The organism is Leisingera sp. SA215, from assembly GCF_055902035.1.
The window spans coordinates 109,760-129,625 of sequence record NZ_JBVVXU010000014.1 but is presented as its reverse complement, the minus strand read 5'-3'; the positions used below and the strand labels follow the sequence as shown (position 1 = coordinate 129,625).

The 19,866-nt window shown below is 60.9% G+C and carries 17 protein-coding genes and 1 tRNA gene; 8 read left to right on the top strand and 10 right to left on the bottom strand.

The genetic code is table 11. The features are described from left to right. Positions 1–504 precede the first annotated feature (504 nt). Both msrQ and msrP read right to left on the bottom strand, forming a co-directional pair. Positions 505–1,128, bottom strand: a complete 624-nt coding sequence (gene msrQ, locus AC0KW6_RS15780) for a protein-methionine-sulfoxide reductase heme-binding subunit MsrQ (protein WP_474035352.1) — start codon at positions 1,126–1,128, stop codon at positions 505–507. A 13-nt stretch (positions 1,129–1,141) separates the two neighbouring features. Beyond that, positions 1,142–2,047 (bottom strand): protein-methionine-sulfoxide reductase catalytic subunit MsrP, encoded by a 906-nt coding sequence (gene msrP, locus AC0KW6_RS15775; RefSeq protein ID WP_323776909.1) that lies wholly within the window; start codon positions 2,045–2,047, stop codon positions 1,142–1,144. A 283-nt stretch (positions 2,048–2,330) separates the two neighbouring features. Between msrP and AC0KW6_RS15770 the strand changes: the two genes are divergently transcribed. Both AC0KW6_RS15770 and AC0KW6_RS15765 read left to right on the top strand, forming a co-directional pair. Further along, entirely contained in the window at positions 2,331–2,768 is a 438-nt protein-coding gene (locus AC0KW6_RS15770) for a DUF302 domain-containing protein (RefSeq protein ID WP_474035351.1), read from the top strand. An 88-nt stretch (positions 2,769–2,856) separates the two neighbouring features. Next, positions 2,857–3,417 (top strand): hypothetical protein, encoded by a 561-nt coding sequence (locus tag AC0KW6_RS15765; protein ID WP_416361488.1) that lies wholly within the window; start codon positions 2,857–2,859, stop codon positions 3,415–3,417. Between the two features lie 81 nt (positions 3,418–3,498). Here AC0KW6_RS15765 and AC0KW6_RS15760 read toward each other — a convergent pair whose 3' ends face one another. Both AC0KW6_RS15760 and clpB read right to left on the bottom strand, forming a co-directional pair. After that, positions 3,499–3,720, bottom strand: a complete 222-nt coding sequence (locus AC0KW6_RS15760; RefSeq protein ID WP_416361487.1) for a helix-turn-helix domain-containing protein — start codon at positions 3,718–3,720, stop codon at positions 3,499–3,501. A gap of 216 nt (positions 3,721–3,936) precedes the next feature. Next, on the bottom strand, positions 3,937–6,555 hold the full coding sequence (gene clpB / locus AC0KW6_RS15755; RefSeq protein WP_323776902.1) for an ATP-dependent chaperone ClpB: 2,619 nt from the start codon (positions 6,553–6,555) through the stop codon (positions 3,937–3,939). Between the two features lie 346 nt (positions 6,556–6,901). On the opposite strand from clpB, the gene pyrF reads away from it, so the two are divergent. Then, entirely contained in the window at positions 6,902–7,618 is a 717-nt protein-coding gene (gene pyrF / locus AC0KW6_RS15750) for an orotidine-5'-phosphate decarboxylase (protein WP_323776900.1), read from the top strand. 726 nt (positions 7,619–8,344) lie between these two features. Beyond that, entirely contained in the window at positions 8,345–9,598 is a 1,254-nt protein-coding gene (locus AC0KW6_RS15745; RefSeq protein ID WP_474035350.1) for a DNA polymerase IV, read from the top strand. An 18-nt stretch (positions 9,599–9,616) separates the two neighbouring features. Here the strand turns inward: AC0KW6_RS15745 and AC0KW6_RS15740 are convergent, their stop codons facing one another. After that, the gene (locus tag AC0KW6_RS15740) at positions 9,617–10,477 is read right to left on the bottom strand and encodes an N-formylglutamate amidohydrolase (RefSeq protein ID WP_474035349.1); all 861 of its coding nucleotides are present in this window, start codon (positions 10,475–10,477) and stop codon (positions 9,617–9,619) included. 163 nt (positions 10,478–10,640) lie between these two features. On the opposite strand from AC0KW6_RS15740, the gene AC0KW6_RS15735 reads away from it, so the two are divergent. From AC0KW6_RS15735 to AC0KW6_RS15720, 4 genes are all read left to right on the top strand, one after another. Continuing rightward, positions 10,641–10,715, top strand: a tRNA-Val gene (locus AC0KW6_RS15735). A gap of 78 nt (positions 10,716–10,793) precedes the next feature. Further along, positions 10,794–10,919: a type B 50S ribosomal protein L36 gene (gene ykgO, locus AC0KW6_RS15730; protein ID WP_005648635.1), complete on the top strand. Its 126-nt coding sequence runs from the start codon at positions 10,794–10,796 to the stop codon at positions 10,917–10,919. 324 nt (positions 10,920–11,243) lie between these two features. Beyond that, entirely contained in the window at positions 11,244–12,260 is a 1,017-nt protein-coding gene (locus tag AC0KW6_RS15725; protein ID WP_323776880.1) for a Fe(3+) ABC transporter substrate-binding protein, read from the top strand. 224 nt (positions 12,261–12,484) lie between these two features. Next, the gene (locus AC0KW6_RS15720) at positions 12,485–13,345 is read left to right on the top strand and encodes a CobW family GTP-binding protein (protein ID WP_323776878.1); all 861 of its coding nucleotides are present in this window, start codon (positions 12,485–12,487) and stop codon (positions 13,343–13,345) included. Positions 13,346–13,381: 36 nt separating this feature from the next. Here AC0KW6_RS15720 and AC0KW6_RS15715 read toward each other — a convergent pair whose 3' ends face one another. The 5 genes from AC0KW6_RS15715 to AC0KW6_RS15695 all read right to left on the bottom strand — a co-directional run bounded on the left by AC0KW6_RS15715 (position 13,382) and on the right by AC0KW6_RS15695 (position 19,843). Then, a complete protein-coding gene (locus AC0KW6_RS15715; protein WP_323776876.1) occupies positions 13,382–15,061 on the bottom strand; it encodes an ABC transporter permease in 1,680 nt (559 codons plus the stop codon). A gap of 141 nt (positions 15,062–15,202) precedes the next feature. Further along, positions 15,203–16,420 (bottom strand): phenylacetate--CoA ligase family protein, encoded by a 1,218-nt coding sequence (locus AC0KW6_RS15710; RefSeq protein ID WP_323776874.1) that lies wholly within the window; start codon positions 16,418–16,420, stop codon positions 15,203–15,205. A 17-nt stretch (positions 16,421–16,437) separates the two neighbouring features. After that, positions 16,438–17,274, bottom strand: a complete 837-nt coding sequence (locus AC0KW6_RS15705; RefSeq protein ID WP_323776873.1) for an ABC transporter ATP-binding protein — start codon at positions 17,272–17,274, stop codon at positions 16,438–16,440. A gap of 116 nt (positions 17,275–17,390) precedes the next feature. After that, positions 17,391–18,674, bottom strand: a complete 1,284-nt coding sequence (locus AC0KW6_RS15700; RefSeq protein WP_323776872.1) for an ABC transporter substrate-binding protein — start codon at positions 18,672–18,674, stop codon at positions 17,391–17,393. 92 nt (positions 18,675–18,766) lie between these two features. Next, positions 18,767–19,843 (bottom strand): branched-chain amino acid ABC transporter permease, encoded by a 1,077-nt coding sequence (locus tag AC0KW6_RS15695; protein ID WP_024088394.1) that lies wholly within the window; start codon positions 19,841–19,843, stop codon positions 18,767–18,769. Between the last annotated feature and the right edge of the window lie 23 nt (positions 19,844–19,866).

The window sequence follows — 19,866 nt, the reverse complement described above, 5'->3', positions numbered from 1 at the left end:
CTGCGTCGCCGCCGCCCCGTCCGGTGTGTCCCGCTGCGCCTCAGCGCCGCCGGTGAGGGGGCTTTTACGGTTCACCCCCCAAACCCGCAAGCCCAAAATCGCAAAAAACAAAACTTTCTGCCGTGAAAAACCACAATCACTGCAAAATCAATAACTTACGCCGGAATAAACTCGCGCCCCCTGCCCCGCCTCCCGCCATCAGAACCGCCGCACCCCGCTCCAAACCCCGCCCCGGACCCCGCCGCCCCGGGATCCGGCGGATTTACCCACAGACCACCCCGCCTTATCCACAGGCCCGCCTCCGGAATCACAGAAAATCACCCCCGAAAAACGAGTCGCCCCGCCCCCTCCAGCCCAAATCAGCCGAACAAAACCCACCCCGCTCAAATCTCTCCGGTCAAAATTTCTCAGAGGAAGGCCCAGCGCAGCAAGGAGAACAGACCATTACAGAAGAACGGCCAAAGTGACCGCCATTTTTTCCAATGCTGATGTCGCGAATCCGAATTAGGCCCGACCCGAAACCCTGGATGCAGACTGCCGCTTCCGAAATTGAGCGGCAGGCAGGCGAAGGACCAGCAGGACAACAACCGCACCAAGGTAAAGCAGCGGTTCAATTTGGAAGCCCTTCACGAGCATCACGTAGTGCAGCGCTCCTAGAAGACCTGCCGCAAAGGTCAGCCTGTGCAGCCGCGGCCAGGCACGCCCCAGCCGCCGGACAGAGAAATTGTTGGAGGTCAAAGCCAGCGGAAGCATCAGGACAAAGCCCCCCATACCGATAGTGATGTAAGGACGCTTGGCAATATCAGCGAGGATCTGGCTAAGGATCTGCACGTCCAGAACCAGCCAGACCAGCAGATGGCAGAGCACATAGAAGAAACACAGCAGGCCGACCGCCCGGCGGAACTTCATCAGGTTCAGCCCCGCCAACCGGCGCAACGGGGTAATGGCCAGAGTGAGAACCATCAGCTGCAGCGCCAGCTCGCCATATTCATGCTCCAGCGCCTTGATCGGCTCCACCGCCAGGCCGCCGGTGAGGCCGAGGTAAAAGAACCAGAACGCAGGCAATGCCCCGAACAGATAAACGGCCCAGACTGGAAAGCGGCGGAGAAGATGGTTCACCCTGTCCATCAGACGGCTCCGATCAGAAGTGCCGGGCAAGGTCCATCCCGTCATACAGGGAAGCGACCTCTTTCCCGTAACCATTGAACATCAGGGTCGGCCGGCGCTTGGCGAACAGCCCGCCGCCGATACGGCGCTCGCTGGCCTGGCTCCAGCGGGGATGCGAGACATCGGGGTTCACATTACTGTAGAAACCGTATTCCCGGCGGTTGGCCATATTCCAGCTGGTGGGCGGCTCCCGATCGGTCAGGGTAATCCGAACCACCGACTTTATCGACTTGAAGCCGTATTTCCATGGCACCACCAGCCGCAGTGGCGCCCCGTTCTGATTGGGCAGCGGTTTGCCGAAGATACCCGTCGCCATTATCGTCAGCGGATGCATTGCCTCATCCAGGCGCAAGCCTTCGCGGTAGGGCCAATCCAGCACCTTGTAGGCGGTGCCGGGCATCTCGGACGGCCGGTAGAGGGTTTCGAAGGCAACGTATTTCGTCCCCTCCTGCACGCCGGCCATGCTCAGAAGATCCGCCAACTCAAACCCCTGCCAGGGCACCACCATCGACCAGGCCTCGACACAGCGGAAGCGATAGATGCGCTCTTCCAGCGTCATCTCCCCCATGATCTGCTCAAAGGAATAATCGCCCGGCTTGTCCACCAAACCGTCGATCTTGACGCTCCAAGGTTTGGTCGTCATCCTGTCCGCATAGGCAGGCGGATCACTCTTGCCAGTGCCAAACTCATAGAAATTACAGTAGCTGGTCACTTCCTCCCAGCTGTTCGGCTCCAGCCCCTCTTCCGCCCACGCATGTCCGCCCAGCGTCGCGGCCAGGCCGCTCCCCATCAGCCCCGCCATGATCTGGCGGCGTTTCCAGAACGCGGCCTCCAGTGTTGCATCTGCAGGGGTCAAATCGTTGATCCAGCGGTGCGCCATCTGCGTCTCCTGAGTATCCTCTTCCCTTTCAGGTAACGGTCCCGTGCGCAAAACCCAAAACATATCCTGTAACGACTGCGCGAGAGAACTGTAACGTAGCGCAGCCATCTGCATCCTGTGTGACCCAAATAAGGGCGTTTCAGCGGCACCGGCGCCGGAACCAAGTCTACGGGAATTTTGCGGTGGCGGTTGCCCCCATTCTCATGCGAAAAATGCAATGCGTTCCACACGCGGCCCTACAGGACAGCTGGTGCGGACCGGCAATCACCTAGGGAGACCCCAGATGAAATTACATGTTTTTGCAGCCGCCCTAGTTCTAGATGCCAGTGCTGCAGCCGCACAGGAAATGGTGAGCTACACCACTCCCCTGTCTTTTGATGACGTAACATTCGGGCTTGAGAGTGCTATTACCAACCGGGGGCTGCGGGTCGACCACATCAGCCATGTGGGCGACATGCTGGAACGCACCCGCGCCGATGTCGGCTCGGAAATTGTGCTGTTTGACCATGCGCAGGTCTTCTCTTTCTGTTCCGCCAAACTGTCGCGCCAGGTGATGGAGGCCAATCCAATGAACATCACTTTCTGCCCTTATGACATCTTCGTCGCTCAGCCTCCTGGCGCAGAAGACGTCATCATCGGCTTTCGCGCCTTCCCCGAAGGCGAAATGCAAGTGATCCACGCGCTTCTTGACGCGATCGTGCAGGAAGCCATCGAGGAATAAGCCGCAGCTTTGAAAATTCCCCGCTGCGCTGCTTGCGTGATTTCACTATGCTGGCCGGAAACTGAAATTCCGGCACGGGCAAACCATGATGAAACCCCTATTCTTTACCTTGATGATGCTGGCCGCCGCCACATTGGCTGGCTGCGCGTCCCGCCCAACCGCGACCAAGCACGATGTCGAGGAGCTTTCGCGTGCGCTGCAAACCCTGGACCCGCAAGTGGACCCGGATGAAGCCCGGCGCGCGGCAGAAATCGCCTACAGCTACTCCGCCCGGCTGGCCGAGCAATATGAAGTGACCACTTCGCCGATCCTCCATAACACCATGGTGAACACCGGGGTCAAGGAGCGCGGCCTCTGCGTGCATTACGCCGAAGACATGCAGGCGCGGCTCAGCCAGGAGAATTTCCGAACGCTTTCACTGCTGCGTGCCATTGCCGAGCCTAAAAACGATTTCCGCATCGATCACAGCACCGCGGTTATCGCCGCCAAGGGCGGCGGCATTTACGACGGTCTGGTACTCGACCCCTGGCGCTATGGCGGCAAGCTGTTCTGGTCGCCGACCACCGAAGACTCCCGCTATGACTGGGAACCCCGTCTGAAAGTCCTGCGCCGCAAATACGAGCGCCGGATGGCCAAGGAAGCGGCCTAAGGGTGAACTGCCTTATGCGCTGCAAAATATCCGCAGCCTGAGCTGCCGTCCGGAATTGTCCGGGCGCCTCAGTCCGAATTGCTACCTGAAGGCGCTGATGAAATTGGGCGTTCCTTCATACCCCACCGCCAGGCCGATGCTTGTGATCGCGTCGCCGGTGCTTTCCAGTAGACCCTTTGCCTGATCCAGCCGGCGTTGCTTGCGCCATTGCGCAGGTAACGCACCAAAGGCACGCCGGAACGCTCGGTTGGCGTGCTCCGGCCGTCTACTGCAGCGGCAACTCCGGCGGAGGTGCGTTTCCAATCAGTGAAATTCCGCAAGTCCAGCACCGCCGCAAACCTTCAGGAACTAAGCCGGAACCGGTCGTCCTTCAGCCAGCTGGCACATGAGAGTGACGACCGCTGCCTGATTCTGGACGGGCAGCGCTCCGGCATAGGCGCCCGCAGACCGGAACTGAAAAACGCCGCCGCTCAAGGCAAAGGCCCGCCATCTCTGGCGGGCCTTCCTTGCAGCATATCCTCAATGCACCACGGCATCGTCCGGCTTGGGCCCGCCCGTCGTCCCCAGCCGGTCGCCGATGATCAGCCCGTCGCTGCCAGCCGAGACCGGGACGGCATCGCCATCCTTGATCTCACCGCCAAGCAGGGCTTCGGCCAGCGGGTTCTGCAGCGCGCGCTGGATCACCCGCTTCAGCGGCCGGGCGCCGAACACCGGGTCATACCCCTCGTCCGCCAGCCAGGTCTTGGCCGCTGCGTCCAGCTCCAGCGTGATCTTGCGCCCCGCAAGGCGTTTCAGCAGCCGTTCCAGCTGGATCTCGACAATGCCGTCCATATCGGTCCGCGCCAGCCGGTCAAAGATGATGGTCTCATCCAGACGGTTCAGGAATTCGGGCCGGAAATGGGCGCGCACCGCATCCATCACGTCCCGCTTGGCCTCTGACGCATCTGCGTCGTCGGGCAATTGGCTGAGCGCCTGCGCGCCCAGGTTCGACGTCAGGATGATCAGCGTCTGCTTGAAATCCACCGTGCGGCCCTGGCCGTCCGTCAGCACACCGTCATCCAGCACCTGCAGCAGCACGTTGAATACATCCGGGTGCGCCTTCTCGACTTCGTCGAACAGCACCACCTGGTAAGGGCGGCGGCGCACAGCCTCGGTCAAAACCCCGCCCTCGTCATAACCGACATAGCCCGGCGGCGCGCCGATCAGACGGGCAACCGAATGTTTCTCCATGAACTCCGACATGTCGATACGCGCCATTGCGTGCTCATCGTCGAACAGAAAGCCGGCAACTGCTTTGGTCAGCTCTGTCTTGCCAACCCCGGTTGGCCCCAGGAATAGAAACGACCCCAACGGCCGGTTCTCATCGTTCAGGCCCGCACGCGCCCGGCGCACCGCATTGGCTACCGCGGTCACTGCAGCGTTCTGACCGATCACCCGGCGGTGCAGATCATCTTCCATGCGCAGCAGCTTCTCACGCTCGCCCTCCAGCATCTTGGATGTCGGAATTCCCGTCCAACGCTCCACAACCGCCGCGATCTGTTCGGGGCGCACGGCTTCCTCGACCATCAGCCCCTGCTGTTCGCGGTTTTCGGCATCCACCAGCTGTTTCTCAAGCCCCGGAATGACGCCATAAGACAGCTCCCCCGCCTTGGCCAGGTTACCCTCCCGCTTGGCAATCTCAAGTTCAGCACGGGCGCGGTCCAACTGCTCTTTCAGATCGCGGGCGCCGGCCAGCTTGTCGCGTTCGGCCTGCCACTGGGCGGTCATCTCACCCGATTGCTCCTGCAGATCCGACAGATCCTTCTGTAGAGTCGCCAGCCGGTCCTTCGAGGCCGCGTCATCTTCCAGCTTCAGAGCCTGTTCCTCGATCTGCATCTGCAGGATCTGCCGGTCCAGTGCATCCAGCTCTTCCGGCTTGCTGTCCACCTGCATCCGCAGCCGCGCCGCGGCCTCGTCCATCAGGTCGATCGCCTTGTCGGGCAGGAAACGGTCGGTGATATAGCGGTGCGACAGAGTTGCCGCGGCCACCAGCGCCGCGTCGGCGATGCGCACACCGTGGTGCAGCTCATATTTCTCTTTGATGCCGCGCAGGATCGACACGGTGTCCTCCTCTGTCGGTTCAGTAATCATCACCGGCTGGAAGCGGCGCGCCAGGGCGGCGTCCTTTTCCACGTATTTGCGGTATTCATCCAGCGTTGTGGCGCCGATGCAGTGAAGCTCGCCGCGGGCCAGCGCCGGTTTGATCAGGTTGGCCGCATCCATCGCGCCGTCGGATTTCCCGGCGCCGACCAGCGTGTGCATCTCGTCGATGAAGAGAATGATTTCGCCGGCTGCTTCGGTCACTTCGGTCAGCACTGCTTTCAAGCGCTCTTCGAATTCGCCGCGGTATTTTGCACCGGCAATCAGCGCCCCCATGTCGAGTGCCAGCAGCTTCTTGTCGCGCAGGCTCTCCGGCACATCGCCGTTGATGATGCGCAGCGCCATGCCCTCGGCGATAGCGGTTTTACCCACCCCCGGCTCGCCGATCAGAACCGGGTTGTTCTTGGTGCGTCGCGACAGCACCTGCATCGAGCGTCGGATTTCCTCATCCCGCCCGATGATCGGATCGATCTTACCCTCGCGTGCAGCCTCGGTCAGGTCGCGCGCGTATTTCTTTAGCGCATCATAGCCCTCCTCAGCCGTGGCTGTGTCTGCAGTGCGCCCTTTGCGGATATCATTTATTGCTTCATTCAGTTTCTGAGCCGAGACACCGCCGGCTTCCAAGGCTTCTTTGGCCTTGGATTTCACCATGCACAGCGCCATCAAGAGCCTTTCCACCGGCACAAAGCTGTCGCCCGCCTTCTCAGCAATCTTGGCGGCCTCATCCAGCACGCGGGCCGTCTGCCCGTCCAGATAGATCTGGGCCGCATCGCCGCTGACCTTGGGCTGCTTGGCCACAGCAACCTCAACCGCCTCGAGAACACGCTCAGGTGCGCCGCCTGCGCGGGTGATCAGGTTGCTGGCCAGCCCCTGGTCGTCATCCATCAGTGCTTTCAGAATATGTTCCGGCACCAGCCGCTGGTGCCCCTCGCGCATTGCAATCGTCTGCGCTGCCTGCACGAATCCCCGTGCACGCTCCGTGAACTTGTTCAAGTCCATCTTGCTCTCCTTTTTCAAGCGCCCGATGATTGGCAGTGCCCGCTCCGCGGCACACCCCTGACTGGGCCTCAGTCTGTCATGTGGGAAGCAATCCAGCCGCTTCAAGATCATTAAACACCGAAAAGATGTGCAAATCCCTGACCTGCGTCAACTTTCCCGCTCCGGCCGCCGCAAGACGCAGCCGCGCCGCGCGTCAGCACGGCGCCCGGCCCAAAACTGCAATCTGTCCCGCCAGGGGCTGCTTCAGTTGCGGGAGCCTCCCCTTGCCGCTGGCACCTTGCCCAACCGCGGTCTCTTGCGTATGAAACGCCAGTTTCACACCAAACCCGCCACAAAGGATCCCGCCATGACTCAAGCCCCGCGCGCCGACGACCGCCTGATTGTTGCTATGGATGTTCCCAACGCGCTGGACGGGCTGAAACTGGCTGAACAGCTGGGCGATGCGGTTTCCTTCTACAAGATCGGCCTCGGAATGCTGACCGGCGGCGGGTTGGCGCTGGCCAACGAGCTGAAGCAAGAGCACGGCAAGCGTATCTTCCTCGATATGAAACTGTTCGACATCGGCGCCACCGTGGAAAGTGCGGTGCGCGGCCTGGCCCAGTTCGACCTCGACTTCCTTACCGTGCACGGCGACCCCTATGTAGTGCGCGCTGCCAAGGAAGGAGCCGCAGGCAAGGACCTCAAAATCCTTGCCGTCAGCATCCTCACCTCGCTGGACCGTCAGGACTTGGACGCTGCGCTGATCAAAGAGGGCGCGGTGCAGGATCTGGTGCTGGAACGCGCTGGCAATGCCTTTGCCGCCGGTGCAGACGGCGTGATTGCCAGCCCGCAAGAGGCTGCACTGATCCGCGCCCTGCCCGAGGCGGAAGGCAAGCTGATCGTCACCCCCGGCGTCCGGCCCGCCGGCGCCGACCTCGGTGATCAAAAGCGGGTTGCCACTCCTGCAAGCGCCATTGCCGATGGCGCCGACCACATCGTAGTCGGCCGCCCCATCTGGAAGGCGGACAGCCCCCGCGCCGCAGCTGAAGCCATTCTTGCAGAGCTGGCCAGCCTGCGAGAATAACAGCAATCAGCCACAGCCTGCCTGCACTGTGAACAGTACAGAAACCTTCATGCACAAAAATTAGGCGGAAAAAATCTTCTTCCCTGAGCACAATCTGCCAGTGCGGGCTACGGTTCAAAAGCATAGTGACGCCACGTCAATCGCTTCTATTCAATGAGAAATCCTTCAACGGCGACATAAGCTGCGCCAAATTGCCCTGTGCCTTCAAAAGCACACCTCGAAGCTCCGCGGGCTCTGCCTGCTGCCGCGGACTTTGCGATTTACAGCTGGCTGAGCGATTCTGGTGCCCGAGACACTCCCCAGACGGGCTTTTCTTCCTGAGACCCGTCACCTCCCCCGCTGATCAGCGGGGGATCTTTCTTTCAAGCTTTGAAAACATACTGCACCGCAAGGTAGTCCCGAATCCTGCTGGCAAAATGCGGGCCCGCCAATGAATGCGCGCGTAAGACCTCCGGCGGCATCAGCACCCATCCCCGCCCCTCATCTCCGAACCTCACCCGCGTCCGCCACCTAGCAAGTCCCAATGCCCGGGATAAAGAATATCCGGCGCGTCATCGCGCAGGATGACCAGCAAATCCCGGCCCAGAAACAGGTTCCGTTTCGCACCAGAAAAATCGTCGCTCGCAAATGGCATGACCTGTCACTTGACGGCAGGCCACGCTAAAGACAAACCCTCCGCCGCAGGCTAAGCTTGCTCTTCCATTAAGTCAGCCGTTCGACACCGCCATGCATGCCTTATGCCGAGACTGCCTGAACCAGATCGCCCCTGCCCGGCGCTGCCCGATTTGCGGCAGCCCGCGGATCAAGGTGCATGCAGAGCTGTTTTCCCTCACCATCGCCCATATGGATTGCGACGCCTTTTATGCCAGCGTCGAGAAACGCGACAATCCAGAACTGGCCGCTAAACCGGTGATCATCGGCGGCGGCAAGCGCGGCGTGGTCTCCACCGCCTGCTATGTCGCCCGCATACGCGGGGTGCGCTCCGCGATGCCGATGTTCCAGGCGCTCAAGCTTTGCCCCGATGCGGTGGTGGTGAAGCCGCGCATGGATGTCTACGTAGAGGTCAGCCGCGAAATTCGCAAATTAATGAATGAGCTGACCCCCGAGGTGGAGCCGCTGTCGCTGGATGAAGCTTTCATGGACCTTAGCGGCACCGAGAAACTGCATGGTGCGCCACCTGCTGTGATGCTGGCGCGGCTGGTCAGGCGGATGAAGGGCGAATTGGGCGTCACCGGCTCCATCGGCCTTTCCCACAACAAGTTTCTGGCCAAAGTTGCCTCCGATCTCGACAAGCCGCGCGGGTTCTCCGTGATCGGCAAGGCGGAGACTGGTGATTTCCTGCGCGAAAAACCGGTTCGGCTAATCTGGGGCATTGGCCCAGCCGCCCAGGTCAGCCTTGAAAAAGCCGGCATCCGCACTTTCTCGGACCTTTTGCGTTGGGACCGCGAGGCTCTGCACACCCGTTTCGGCTCGATGGGCGACCGGCTCTGGCATCTGGCCCGTGGCCAGGACCGGCGCCGGGTTTCCGCCAATGCGCCCGTTAAATCAATATCCAAGGAAACTACTTTCTATGAAGACACCGCCAGCACAGAAACCCTGGATGGTCACTTGTGGCGGCTTGCGGAACAGGTTTCCGACCGCGCCAAAGCGCGCGAGCTTGCCGGCCGGGTTGTCACACTCAAACTTAAACGCACCAATCATTCGGCGCTGACACGGCGGGTGACACTGCACAGCGCCACCCAGATCGCCGACCGTATTTACCGCACCGCCCGAAACTTGCTGGACCAGGTTGGCGATGAAGGCCCCTACCGGCTGCTGGGCTGCGGCATCTCAGATCTGGTGCCCGAATCGCAGGCGGACGATACTGGCGACCTGTTAGATCCACAGGCTGGCAAGCGGGCTGATGCGGAACGCGCCACCGATGCCATACGCAAGCGGTTTGGAGAGAGCGCGATTCTCAAAGGCCGCGCGCTGCGCTGAACCGCAGACACCTTCAGTCTACTCCGCTGCCAGCGGCAGCGCGTCTCGCCCGATCGCCGCGATCTCCGAAATCACTTGGCGCAGCAACTGCTGCAGCGGCTCAAAGTTCCCGTTAGGTCGGATATTGGCTTCATCCATATACAGCGCCCGGTCGATTTCAACCTGAACCGCGTGCTGGCGCCGCGACGGGCGGCCATAGGTCTGAGCAATATAAGCGCCGGCAAACGGCGTGTTGCGGGCGACGTTCAGTCCAGCCGCAGCGAAGGCCGCTTCGATCCGGTCCACAACACTGTTGTCGGCTGCTGCGCCGAACCGGTCGCCCAGCACCACCTCGGGCTTGCCGCCCCTGCACGGAACCATGGTGTCGATCGCCTCGTGCGGCATCGAATGGCAATCGACCAGAATCGCCTGTCCGAAATACTGATGCGCCTGCTCCAAAAGTCCTTTCAGCGCCCGATGGTAAGGGTGCCAGCAGCATCTGATCCTCTGTTCTGCCTCTGTCACCGGAAGTTTGCCGCGGTAAATAGCCCGGCCATTGGCCACCACCCGGGGAATCACACCAAGGCCCGAAGCCACCCGAGGATTCTGACCGCGCGGCTGCACGCCTTCAATCACCGCCGGATCCAGCTCGTCCGGCGACCGGTTCAGGTCCAGGTAGGCACGCGGTTTGACAGCCATCAGCAGCGGCGAGCCGAATTCCGGCGCAGCCTTAAATAGCCGGTCGACAAAGGCATCCTCCGAGCTGCGGATCTCCTGCCGCCCCAGGATCGTCTGTGCCAGAAAGGAATCGGAATAATCCGTACCGCTGTGCGGTGAGGCAAAAACCACGGCGGACGCCAGTTTCTGCGGTGAAATCACGAAAAACGCTGTATCAGGCATCCTTGCTCCGGTGCTTCTTCTGCAAGAAACAGCATAGAGCGGAAATTTCTGCGGTCAAAAGCTCTTGCGCCTGCCGGCGACTCTATTTATAGACCCCCTCACCGGCGCGGCACCCCGCGCCCCTTTCACTTCCAAGGGGCAGGAACGGCGCGCAGGCCAGAGTGGGCGATTAGCTCAGCGGTAGAGCACTTCGTTGACATCGAAGGGGTCACAAGTTCGATCCTTGTATCGCCCACCATCCATTCATTGCCCTGGCTCCGGCCACGGCATCCGCTAACCCAGGCGCTGGTTCGCGCCGCAGACAAGGAGAGAGACCATGAAGGTCAAGAACTCGCTCCGTTCGCTGAAGAACCGGCACCGCGATTGCCGGGTTGTGCGCCGTAAAGGCCGCGTTTACGTGATCAACAAGACCCAGCGCAAGTTCAAAGCGCGCCAGGGTTAAGATCCGACAAAGCGACATGAAGAAAACCGCATCACCCGATGCGGTTTTTTTGCATTCAGCGCCTGCGTTTTCTGGGCGCTCATAGGTGAATGCCCAGAAAACGCAGTTCCCCTGCCGAGGCCAGGCGATTCTTCTCCCCTTCAGGTGTGACACTCCGACTGGCGGGAGGCCCGCCGCTGTCTTTCTCTTCTTATCTCCCTGACACACCCCAGCCGCGGAGCAAACTTTCCGAGTGTTTCAGTCGGAAATTCATTGCATTTTCGGCCGATTTCTTTAATTGACTCTTTCAGTCGGAATAATAGCCACAGAAGAACGGGACACCCTATGCTGAAAGCCTCAACCGTATTGGCCGGCGCCCTAGCCGCTGCCATCGCCTCCTCCGCTGCAGCCGAAGGCGAGCTGAACATCTATTCGTCGCGCCATTATGACACTGACGAACAGCTTTATTCAGATTTCGAAGAGGCCACCGGCATCACCATCAACCGAATCGAAGGCAACGCGGATGAGCTGATCGCGCGGATGAAGGCCGAAGGCGAGAACTCACCCGCCGACATTCTAATCACAGTCGACACTTCGCGCCTGACCCGCGCCAAGAACGCAGGCGTGCTGCAAAGCATCGACAGCGATGCACTGGAAGCCCGCGTGCCAGCCTATCTGCAGGATGAGGACAATCAATGGTTCGGTTTCAGCCAGCGCTCGCGGATCATCTTCTATGACAAGGCCGAAGTGGCAAACCCGCCGCTGACCTATCTGGATCTGGCTGACCCCTCCTACAAAGGCATGATCTGCATCCGCTCTTCCAAGAACACCTACAACCAGACCCTTCTGGCCTCGATCGTGACACATCACGGTGCCGAACAAGCCAAACACTGGGCCAAAGGCGTAGTTGCCAATATGGCCCGCGATCCGCAGGGCGGCGATACTGACCAGATGCGTGGCATCGTCTCGGGCGAATGCGATATCGCAGTGGCCAACACCTATTACTTCGCCCGCTCAATCCGCAAAAACGTCAAGGGCATCTCCGAGAACCGCGATCAGATCGGCTGGCTGTTCCCCTCGCAGAACACTGAGGGCGCACACATGAACCTGTCCGGAGGCGGCGTGGCCGTGCATGCGCCGAACAAGCAAAACGCCATCGCCTTTCTGGAGTATCTCGCCAGTGATTCCGCCCAAGCGTATTTCTCGGCCGGCAACGACGAATACCCGGCAGTTCCAGGTATTGGCCTCGCCCCGTCGATTGCGGCGCTTGGCCACTTCAAGCCGGATGACGTGAACCTCTCGGAAGTTGCCAAGAACCTCCCCGAAGCTCAGAAGATCTTCAACGACGTCGGCTGGAAGTAGGTCCTGCCGGAACCACACACGGAAAAGCGCGGCAAAGCCCGCGCTTTTTCTGTGACTGCGGCATCTTCCAAGAAGACAATCGCACCCCGCTCGGTGAAAGTTGGAGGCTGGCGGAGCTTTTGCTAGACCCGTTCAAACTACCGGCCTATATGTTCCCGCATCTTGAATTTCAGGGTGGAGCGCATGCGGTTGAGAGCTTTCCGCGCTCTGGGGGAACAGAGCTTATGAACCGGTTGCCGGTAACAATTATCAGCGGCTATCTGGGCGCGGGCAAGACCACCTTGATCAACCGCCTTTTAGCCGAAGATCACGGGCTGAAGCTGACCGTGATCGTGAATGATTCCGGCGCGATCAACATTGATGACGCTTTGATTCAAGAAACCGCCGGCGGCAAGATTGCTCTTACCAATGGCTGCGCCTGCTGCACGATGGGCGATGACCTGTCCGCCGCGTTGCGCGAAGTCCTGAACCGGCGGGACCGGCCGGATCATTTGGTCATCGAAGCCAGCGGTATTTCCGACCCGGTCGCCATCGCCAATTCGGTACTGAATGAAAACGGGCTGAGCTATGGCGGGATCATTACTCTGGTGGATGCGGAAAATGCCGGAACCCTGCTGAGCGACCCACTGATTGCACCGCAGGCCGAGCAGCAAATTCGAGCCGCTGATCTGGTGATCGTCTCCAAATGCGATGACATCAACGAGACGGTCTCCGCCCTGCTGAAAAAGGCCGGCGCCCGCACGCCTACCGTGCTGAATGGATCACCCGTGGCCGAGCTGCTGTTCGACGTGGTGCCGCTGCCCAAAGGTCGCACCGTGACCGCACATCCCGCCTACGCCACTTGGCAGCACCGCAGCAACGATGTGCTGGACCGCCGCGCACTGGGGGACAAGCTGGCAGGCCGGCCCGCCGGGCTTTACCGGATGAAGGGTTTTGTGGTGACAACCGGCGGCGGCTATGAGCTGCACGTGGTGGGCCGCCATGTCGAGGCCAAGCGCTGCGAAGCTGAGGAAACCCTGCTGGTGGGCCTAGGTCCGGCAGGCCGGATATCCCGCGAGGAGATTGAGGCCTGGTGGGTGGCCTAAGCGCCCCGGACCACAAAAAGTCAATTTTTGTTGCTGCTAGCGCTGCCGCCCCACCTGGCGGCAGATCAGAATCACTGGCAGCAGCCCGACCGCCATGATTACCAGCGAGGGCACCGCGGCGCCCTCCAGCCGCTCATCCGCCGCCAGCCGGTGCGCCTGCACTGCCAAAGTGTCAAAGTTAAACGGCCGCATGATCAGCGTAGCCGGCAGTTCCTTCATCACGTCGACAAAGACAATCAGCAGCGCCGTCAGAAGGCTGGGTGTCAGGATCGGCAGATGCACCCGGCGCAGCATCCCCAAGGGCCCCTGCCCCAAGGAACGCGCGGCCGCATCCATGTTGGCATGCATGGTAGCCTGCCCGCCTTCATAAGCCCCCAATGCAGCGGCCATGAACCGCACACCGTAAGCTGCGACCAGCAACCAGATCGACCCGGTCACCAAAAGCCCGGTTCGGATGCCAAACATCTCCCGCATCCAGGCGTCCAGCGCATTGTCAAAGGCGGCAAAGGGCACGATCAGCCCCACCGCAATCACCCCGCCCGGCACCGCATAGCCCAACCGTGCGAAATAGGCCGCGACAGCAGAAACCCGGCCGGGTCGCAAGCGCTGATAGAACCCGAGGCACACCGCAGCGGCCACCGTCAGCACAGCCGCCGCCGCCGCCAAAGTGATTGAATTGGTGGTGAAATCGATATAGCGGCGGCTGAACAGGTTCTGCTCGGAATCAAAGCTCATCAGGAACAGCACCGCCACCGGCAGCAAGAAACCGAGTATCACCGGAACCGCGCAGCAAAAGACAGCAACCGCCGCCTTGATGCCGCCCAGCTCGGCCGGCGGCATCTGATTGTGGTGTTTGCCCGCGTGGTGGTATTTGGCCCGTCCGCGCGTCGACCGCTCTACCACCGCCAGCGTCAGTGCAAATCCCAATAGGCACAGCGCAAGCTGCGCCGCGCCACCGCGGTCGCCGAGCGAAAACCAGCTGGTGTAGATTCCAGTAGCAAAGGTCTGCACCCCGAAGTAGGACACGGTTCCGAAATCCGCGATGGTCTCCATTACTGCCAGGAGCACGCCTGAGGCTATTGCCGGCCGCGCCATCGGCAGACTAACCATCCAGAATGCCGCCCAAGCGTTTTTCCCCAGCGCCCGGGCCGCCAGGAAGGCACTGGAGCTTTGCTGCAGGAAAGCTGCCCGCGCCAGCAGATAGACATAAGGGTAGAGCACCAGAACAAGCATTGCCGCCGCACCGCCGGTAGAGCGGATCTCCGGAAACCAATAGTCGCGCGGCCCCCAACCGGTTACCTCGCGCAGGGTGGATTGCACGATGCCGGGATGGTCAAGAATATGAGTGTAGGCATAGGCCAGCACATAAGCCGGAAACGCCAGCGGCAGCACCAGAGCAACCTCCAGAAACCGCACTCCAGGAAACCGGGTCATCGTCACCAGCCAGGCTGCCCCCGTACCGATTGCAAAAGTCCCCAGCGCCACCAGCGTCACCAATGCCAGCGTGGTCAGAGAGTACCCCGGCAGGACAGTGCTGGCGAGATGGCTGATGGTTTCGGTGCCGCCGAACGCCGCTGCCAGCGCCACCGCCAGCATCGGCAAGACACAGGACAGCGCCACCGCCCAGGCCAGAAAAGCGAACAGCCCGCCGCCGGACTTACCGCCGCGGCGGTGTCCTTTGGGGGAGTAATCTATGGAGTCATTTGCGGCAGTCATGGATCCGGCAGAGTGTTGCACCGCCCTATTACGACTATTCCTGTCAGAAATTCCAGCCGGAAAGCACCCTGCGGGTTTTACGGTCCTCAGAACAACCGGCGGGCGCCGAACTTCGGCGCCCGCCCCGCCGCGACGGCAGGTTCAGTCGTAGGTCCGCTGATCCTCGATCACCAGCCCGTCCTTGGGCAGCGTGCCTGGGGCCACCACCTCAACCCTGCCTTTGAGCTTCAGCACCTCGATCACCGAGCGGGAAAAGGCCGCCTCGTCGCCGTCCGCAGCCTCAATCTGCACGGTCATCGCGTCCATTTCGCCATCGCGGCTGGCAATGACCCGGGCCTTGACGATCTCGTCATGCTTTTCGACCAGCGCCGCCACCTGCTCGGGGCGCACGAACATCCCTTTGATCTTGGTGGTCTGATCAGCCCGGCCCATCCAGCCCTTGATCCGCATATTGGTGCGCCCGCAAGGCGAGATACCCGGCATTACTGCCGAAAGGTCGCCGGTGGCGAAGCGGATCAGCGGATAATCCGGGTTCAGCGTGGTCACCACCACCTCGCCCACCTCGCCCGGTGCCACCGGGTTGCCGGTGCCTGGGGTGACGATCTCAACGATCACATGCTCGTCGGTGATCAGCCCCTCCATCGCCGGGCTTTCATAGGCGATGTTCCCCAGATCGGCGGTGGCGTAGCATTGCAGGCAGCTGATCCCGCGGTCGGCATATTCCTGACGCAGGCTGGGAAACAGTGCGCCGCCTCCCACCGCCGCTTTGGAAAACTTCAGCTCCACCCCCATGGCATCGGCCTTGTCGAGGATCACCTTCAGGTAATCCGGCGTCCCAGCATAGGCCGTGGCGCCGACATCCCGCGCGGCGGTCACCTGCAGCTCGGTCTGGCCGGTGCCGGCGGGCAGCACCGCCGCCCCCACCGCCCGGGCACCGTTCTCAAAGATCATGCCGGCAGGCGTCAAGTGGTAGCCAAAACAGTTCTGCACCACATCGCCTTGACCGATTCCAGCCGCATTCAGGAACCGCCCCATACGCCACCAATCGCCATCCACCCCACCCGGCTCATAGATCGGGCCGGGGCTTTGGAAAATATGGCCGAACCCTGTGGCAGGCTTCACGGTAAAGCCGCCAAAAGGCGGGTTGGCTGCCTGCGCCCGGCTCAGTTCCGACTTGCGCAGCACCGGCAGCGCCGCCAGCGCCTCTGCCGAGTTCACTGCTGCCGGGTCCACCCCGTCCAGCAATTCAGCATATCCAGCGGCGGATTTGGCGCGGGCAATCTGCTCCGGCAGCGTCTTTGCCAGGTCTGCGGAGCGTTCATCGGCACTGCGGGTTTCAAGCATGTCAAAAAAGCTCATCACGTCATCTCCCCGCATCAGCTCAGCCACCTTTTGCGGCGGCGGTAGGACCGCACGTCGCGAAAACTTTTGCGTCCCTCATCCGACATGCCGAGGTAGAATTCCTTCACGTCCGGGTTTTCGCGCAGCTCAGCCGCAGGCCCGTCCATCACCACCCGGCCCGACTCAAGGATATAGCCGTAATGGGCATAGCGCAGGGCGACGTTGGTGTTCTGTTCCGCCAGAAGGAAGGTGACGCCTTCCTTCTCGTTGATCGACTTCACGATCTCAAATATCTGCTCCACCAGCTGCGGTGCCAGCCCCATCGAGGGCTCGTCCAGCAAAATGGTCTCCGGCCGGGACATCAGCGCCCGGCCCATCGCCACCATCTGCTGCTCGCCGCCCGAGGTATAGCCGGCCTGGCTCTTTCGCCGCTCCTTCAGGCGTGGGAAATAGTGATAGACCATCTCCAAGTCGTCCTGAATCTTCGCCCCGCTGTCTGAGCGGGTATAGGCGCCCGTCAGCAGGTTTTCCTCCACCGTCAGATGCTCAAAGCAATGACGGCCTTCCATCACCTGAATGACACCCTTCTTCACCAGCTCCGCCGGGTCCTGCTCATGCACATGCGCGCCGCGGTACTTGATAGAGCCTTTGGTCACCTCGCCGCGCTCTGAATGCAGCAGGTTCGACACCGCTTTCAGCGTCGTGGTCTTGCCCGCCCCGTTGCCGCCCAGCAGCGCGGTGATGCCGCCCTTCGGCACATGCAGGCTTACGCCTTTCAGAACGAGGATCACGTGATTGTAGATCACCTCGATATTGTTGACCTCTAGCAGGGTCTCGGCCTGCACCTCGGCGGTGTTCGCTGCATCCAGCATCAAAGCGTGTCCTCATGCCTGTCCCGGACCTGAACCGGGACCCTGTTGAGTGGCGCGGCGGTTCTCCGCCGCGCCGGTTGTTCCCAGCCCCTGAAAGACAGGGCCGGCCAAAGCCCTTAGTTGCAGCGGGGCTCGATATTGTTTTCAGCCGCATAGGCGCCTGAATCTTCTTCAACCAGCTTGCCGATTACTTCGGTATCGGATGGTTTGAAGTCCGAGATCAGTGACCAGGTTTTGCTCTCCGCATCCCACTGGGTCACCCCCACCAGGCCGGGGCCGCCGTGGTTGTCGCAGGACACGTTGAAGGCCGGGCCGAAGTTCGGCATCCCCAACGCAGCCATCTTGGCTTCGTCGATTACCAGCGCTTCCATGCCGTCCCGCATCATCGCAGCGTCGATATCCGCAGTACCATGGATTTCCTGCGCAGTTTTGGCGGCCTCGGCTGCCAGCATCGCCGCATACATGCCGCGGTTATACAGGACGTTGCCAACCTGATCGCCGGCACCTGCAGCCTTGCCCGCATCCACGACATACTTCTGAATGTCGTCGAACACCGGAAAGTTGCGGCCCACGTTGTGAAAGGTCACAGCTTTGTAACCATCGGCCTTGTCGCCCGCGGGCATTACGTCATGTTCCGCACCGGACCACCAAACGCCGATGAAGTTCTCCATCGGGAAACGAATGTTGGCGGCTTCCTGGATCGCCACCTGGTTCATTACACCCCAGCCCCACATCACGACATTGTCGGGACGCTCGCGGCGGATTTGCAGCCATTGCGATTTCTGCTCCTGGCCCGGGTGGTCCACCGGCAGGGTAACCAGCTCAAAGCCATGTTTCTTCGACAGTTCCTCCAGCGTGCGGATCGGCTCCTTGCCATAGGCGGAGTTGTGATAGACCAAAGCGATCTTCTTGCCGCTCAGATCACCGCCGTTTTCCTCCAACAAATAGCTGATCACCCCTGAGGCACCGTTCCAGTAGTTCGCCGGATAATTGAACACATGGCTGAACACTTCGCCGTTTGCAGCCGAGGTACGGCCGTAACCCATGGTGTGCAGCGGGATATTGTCAGCCGTCACCTTGGGGATCAGCTGGTAGGTGATGCCGGTGGACAGCGGTTGATAGATCAGTGCGCCCTGACCCTTGGTGGATTCATAGCATTCCACACCTTTTTCGGTGTTATAGCCGGTTTCGCATTCAATCACTTTGGCCGGCACGCCGCCGATGCCGCCATCGCGTTCATTCAGCAGGGTGAAATAGTCGTTGTAGCCGTCCGAAAACGGAATACCGCCAGCGGCATAAGGCCCGGTCCGATAGCTGAGATCCGGGAACACCAGGTCCGCCATTGCCGGACCGGCTGCCATCGCGGTGCCCAGCACCAGTGTGGTCAGTGTCTTTTTCATCGGCTTAAATCCTCCCTTTGGTCTTATCCGATGGTTTTCTAAAACGGGGGTGGTCTTGCCCTTCTCCCCGCCAGCGTTTGTACCGCCCCGCATCAATGCGGGAAGGGCCAGAGTCTCAGTTTCTCCTTGGCGACGCGCCACAGCTGCGCCATCCCGTGCGGCTCTGCGATCAGGAAAACGATGATCAGCGCCCCCACGATCACCAGCTGGAAATGCGCCACAATGTCAGTGGGCCAGTTCAGCAGGTCCACGCCCACCACCTTCAGGATCACCGGCAACAGCACTAGGAAGGCCGCGCCGGCGAAAGAGCCGAAGATCGAGCCCAGCCCCCCGATGATCACCATGAACAGCACCAGGAATGACTTGCTGATGCCGAACGCCTCGCCGACCTCAACCGCGCCCAGGTACACCGCAAAGAACAAGGCGCCGGAGATGCCGATGAAGAAGCCGGAGACGGCAAAGGCGGTCAGCTTGGCTTTCAGCGGGTTCACCCCGATGATCTCCGCCGCGATATCCATGTCCCGGATTGCCATCCAGCTTCGGCCAACGGTGCCGCGGGTCAGGTTGCGGGCAACCAGCGCGCAGAACGCCAGGAAGATCAGGCAGAAAAGATATGTGGCCCAGGCCGGTGCATTGGGGCCGGTGATCAAAATGCCAAAAGTATCCCGCTCTGGCGCGTTAATCTGCCCCGAAGCCGAATAGTTGTAGAACCAAGGCACCCGGTTGAACAGCCAGACCAGAAAGAACTGCGCCGCCAGCGTCGCCACCGCCAGGTAGAAGCCCTTTATGCGCAATGACGGCAGGCCGAAGGCAACACAGACCACTGCAGTAATGCCGCCTGCCAGCAGCACATGGATGAACATGCTGACCTCGGGAAAGGCAGTCATCAGCTTGTAGCAGGCGTAAGCCCCCACCGCCATGAACCCGCCGGTGCCCAAGGAGACCTGCCCGCAGTAACCCACTAGGATGTTCAGCCCGATTGCAGCGATCGAATAGATCAGGAATGGCAGCAGGATCGCATTGGCCCAGTAGTCGTTGATCAGGAAGGGGATGATGCCAAAGGCCACCGCCAGCACCGCGTAATAGCGGACACGGTCGAATTTGATCGGGAAGGTCTGGCTGTCATCGGCATAGGAGGTTTTGAAGTCTCCGGCTTCACGGTAGAACATGTCTCAGATGCTCCCTTTCTGTT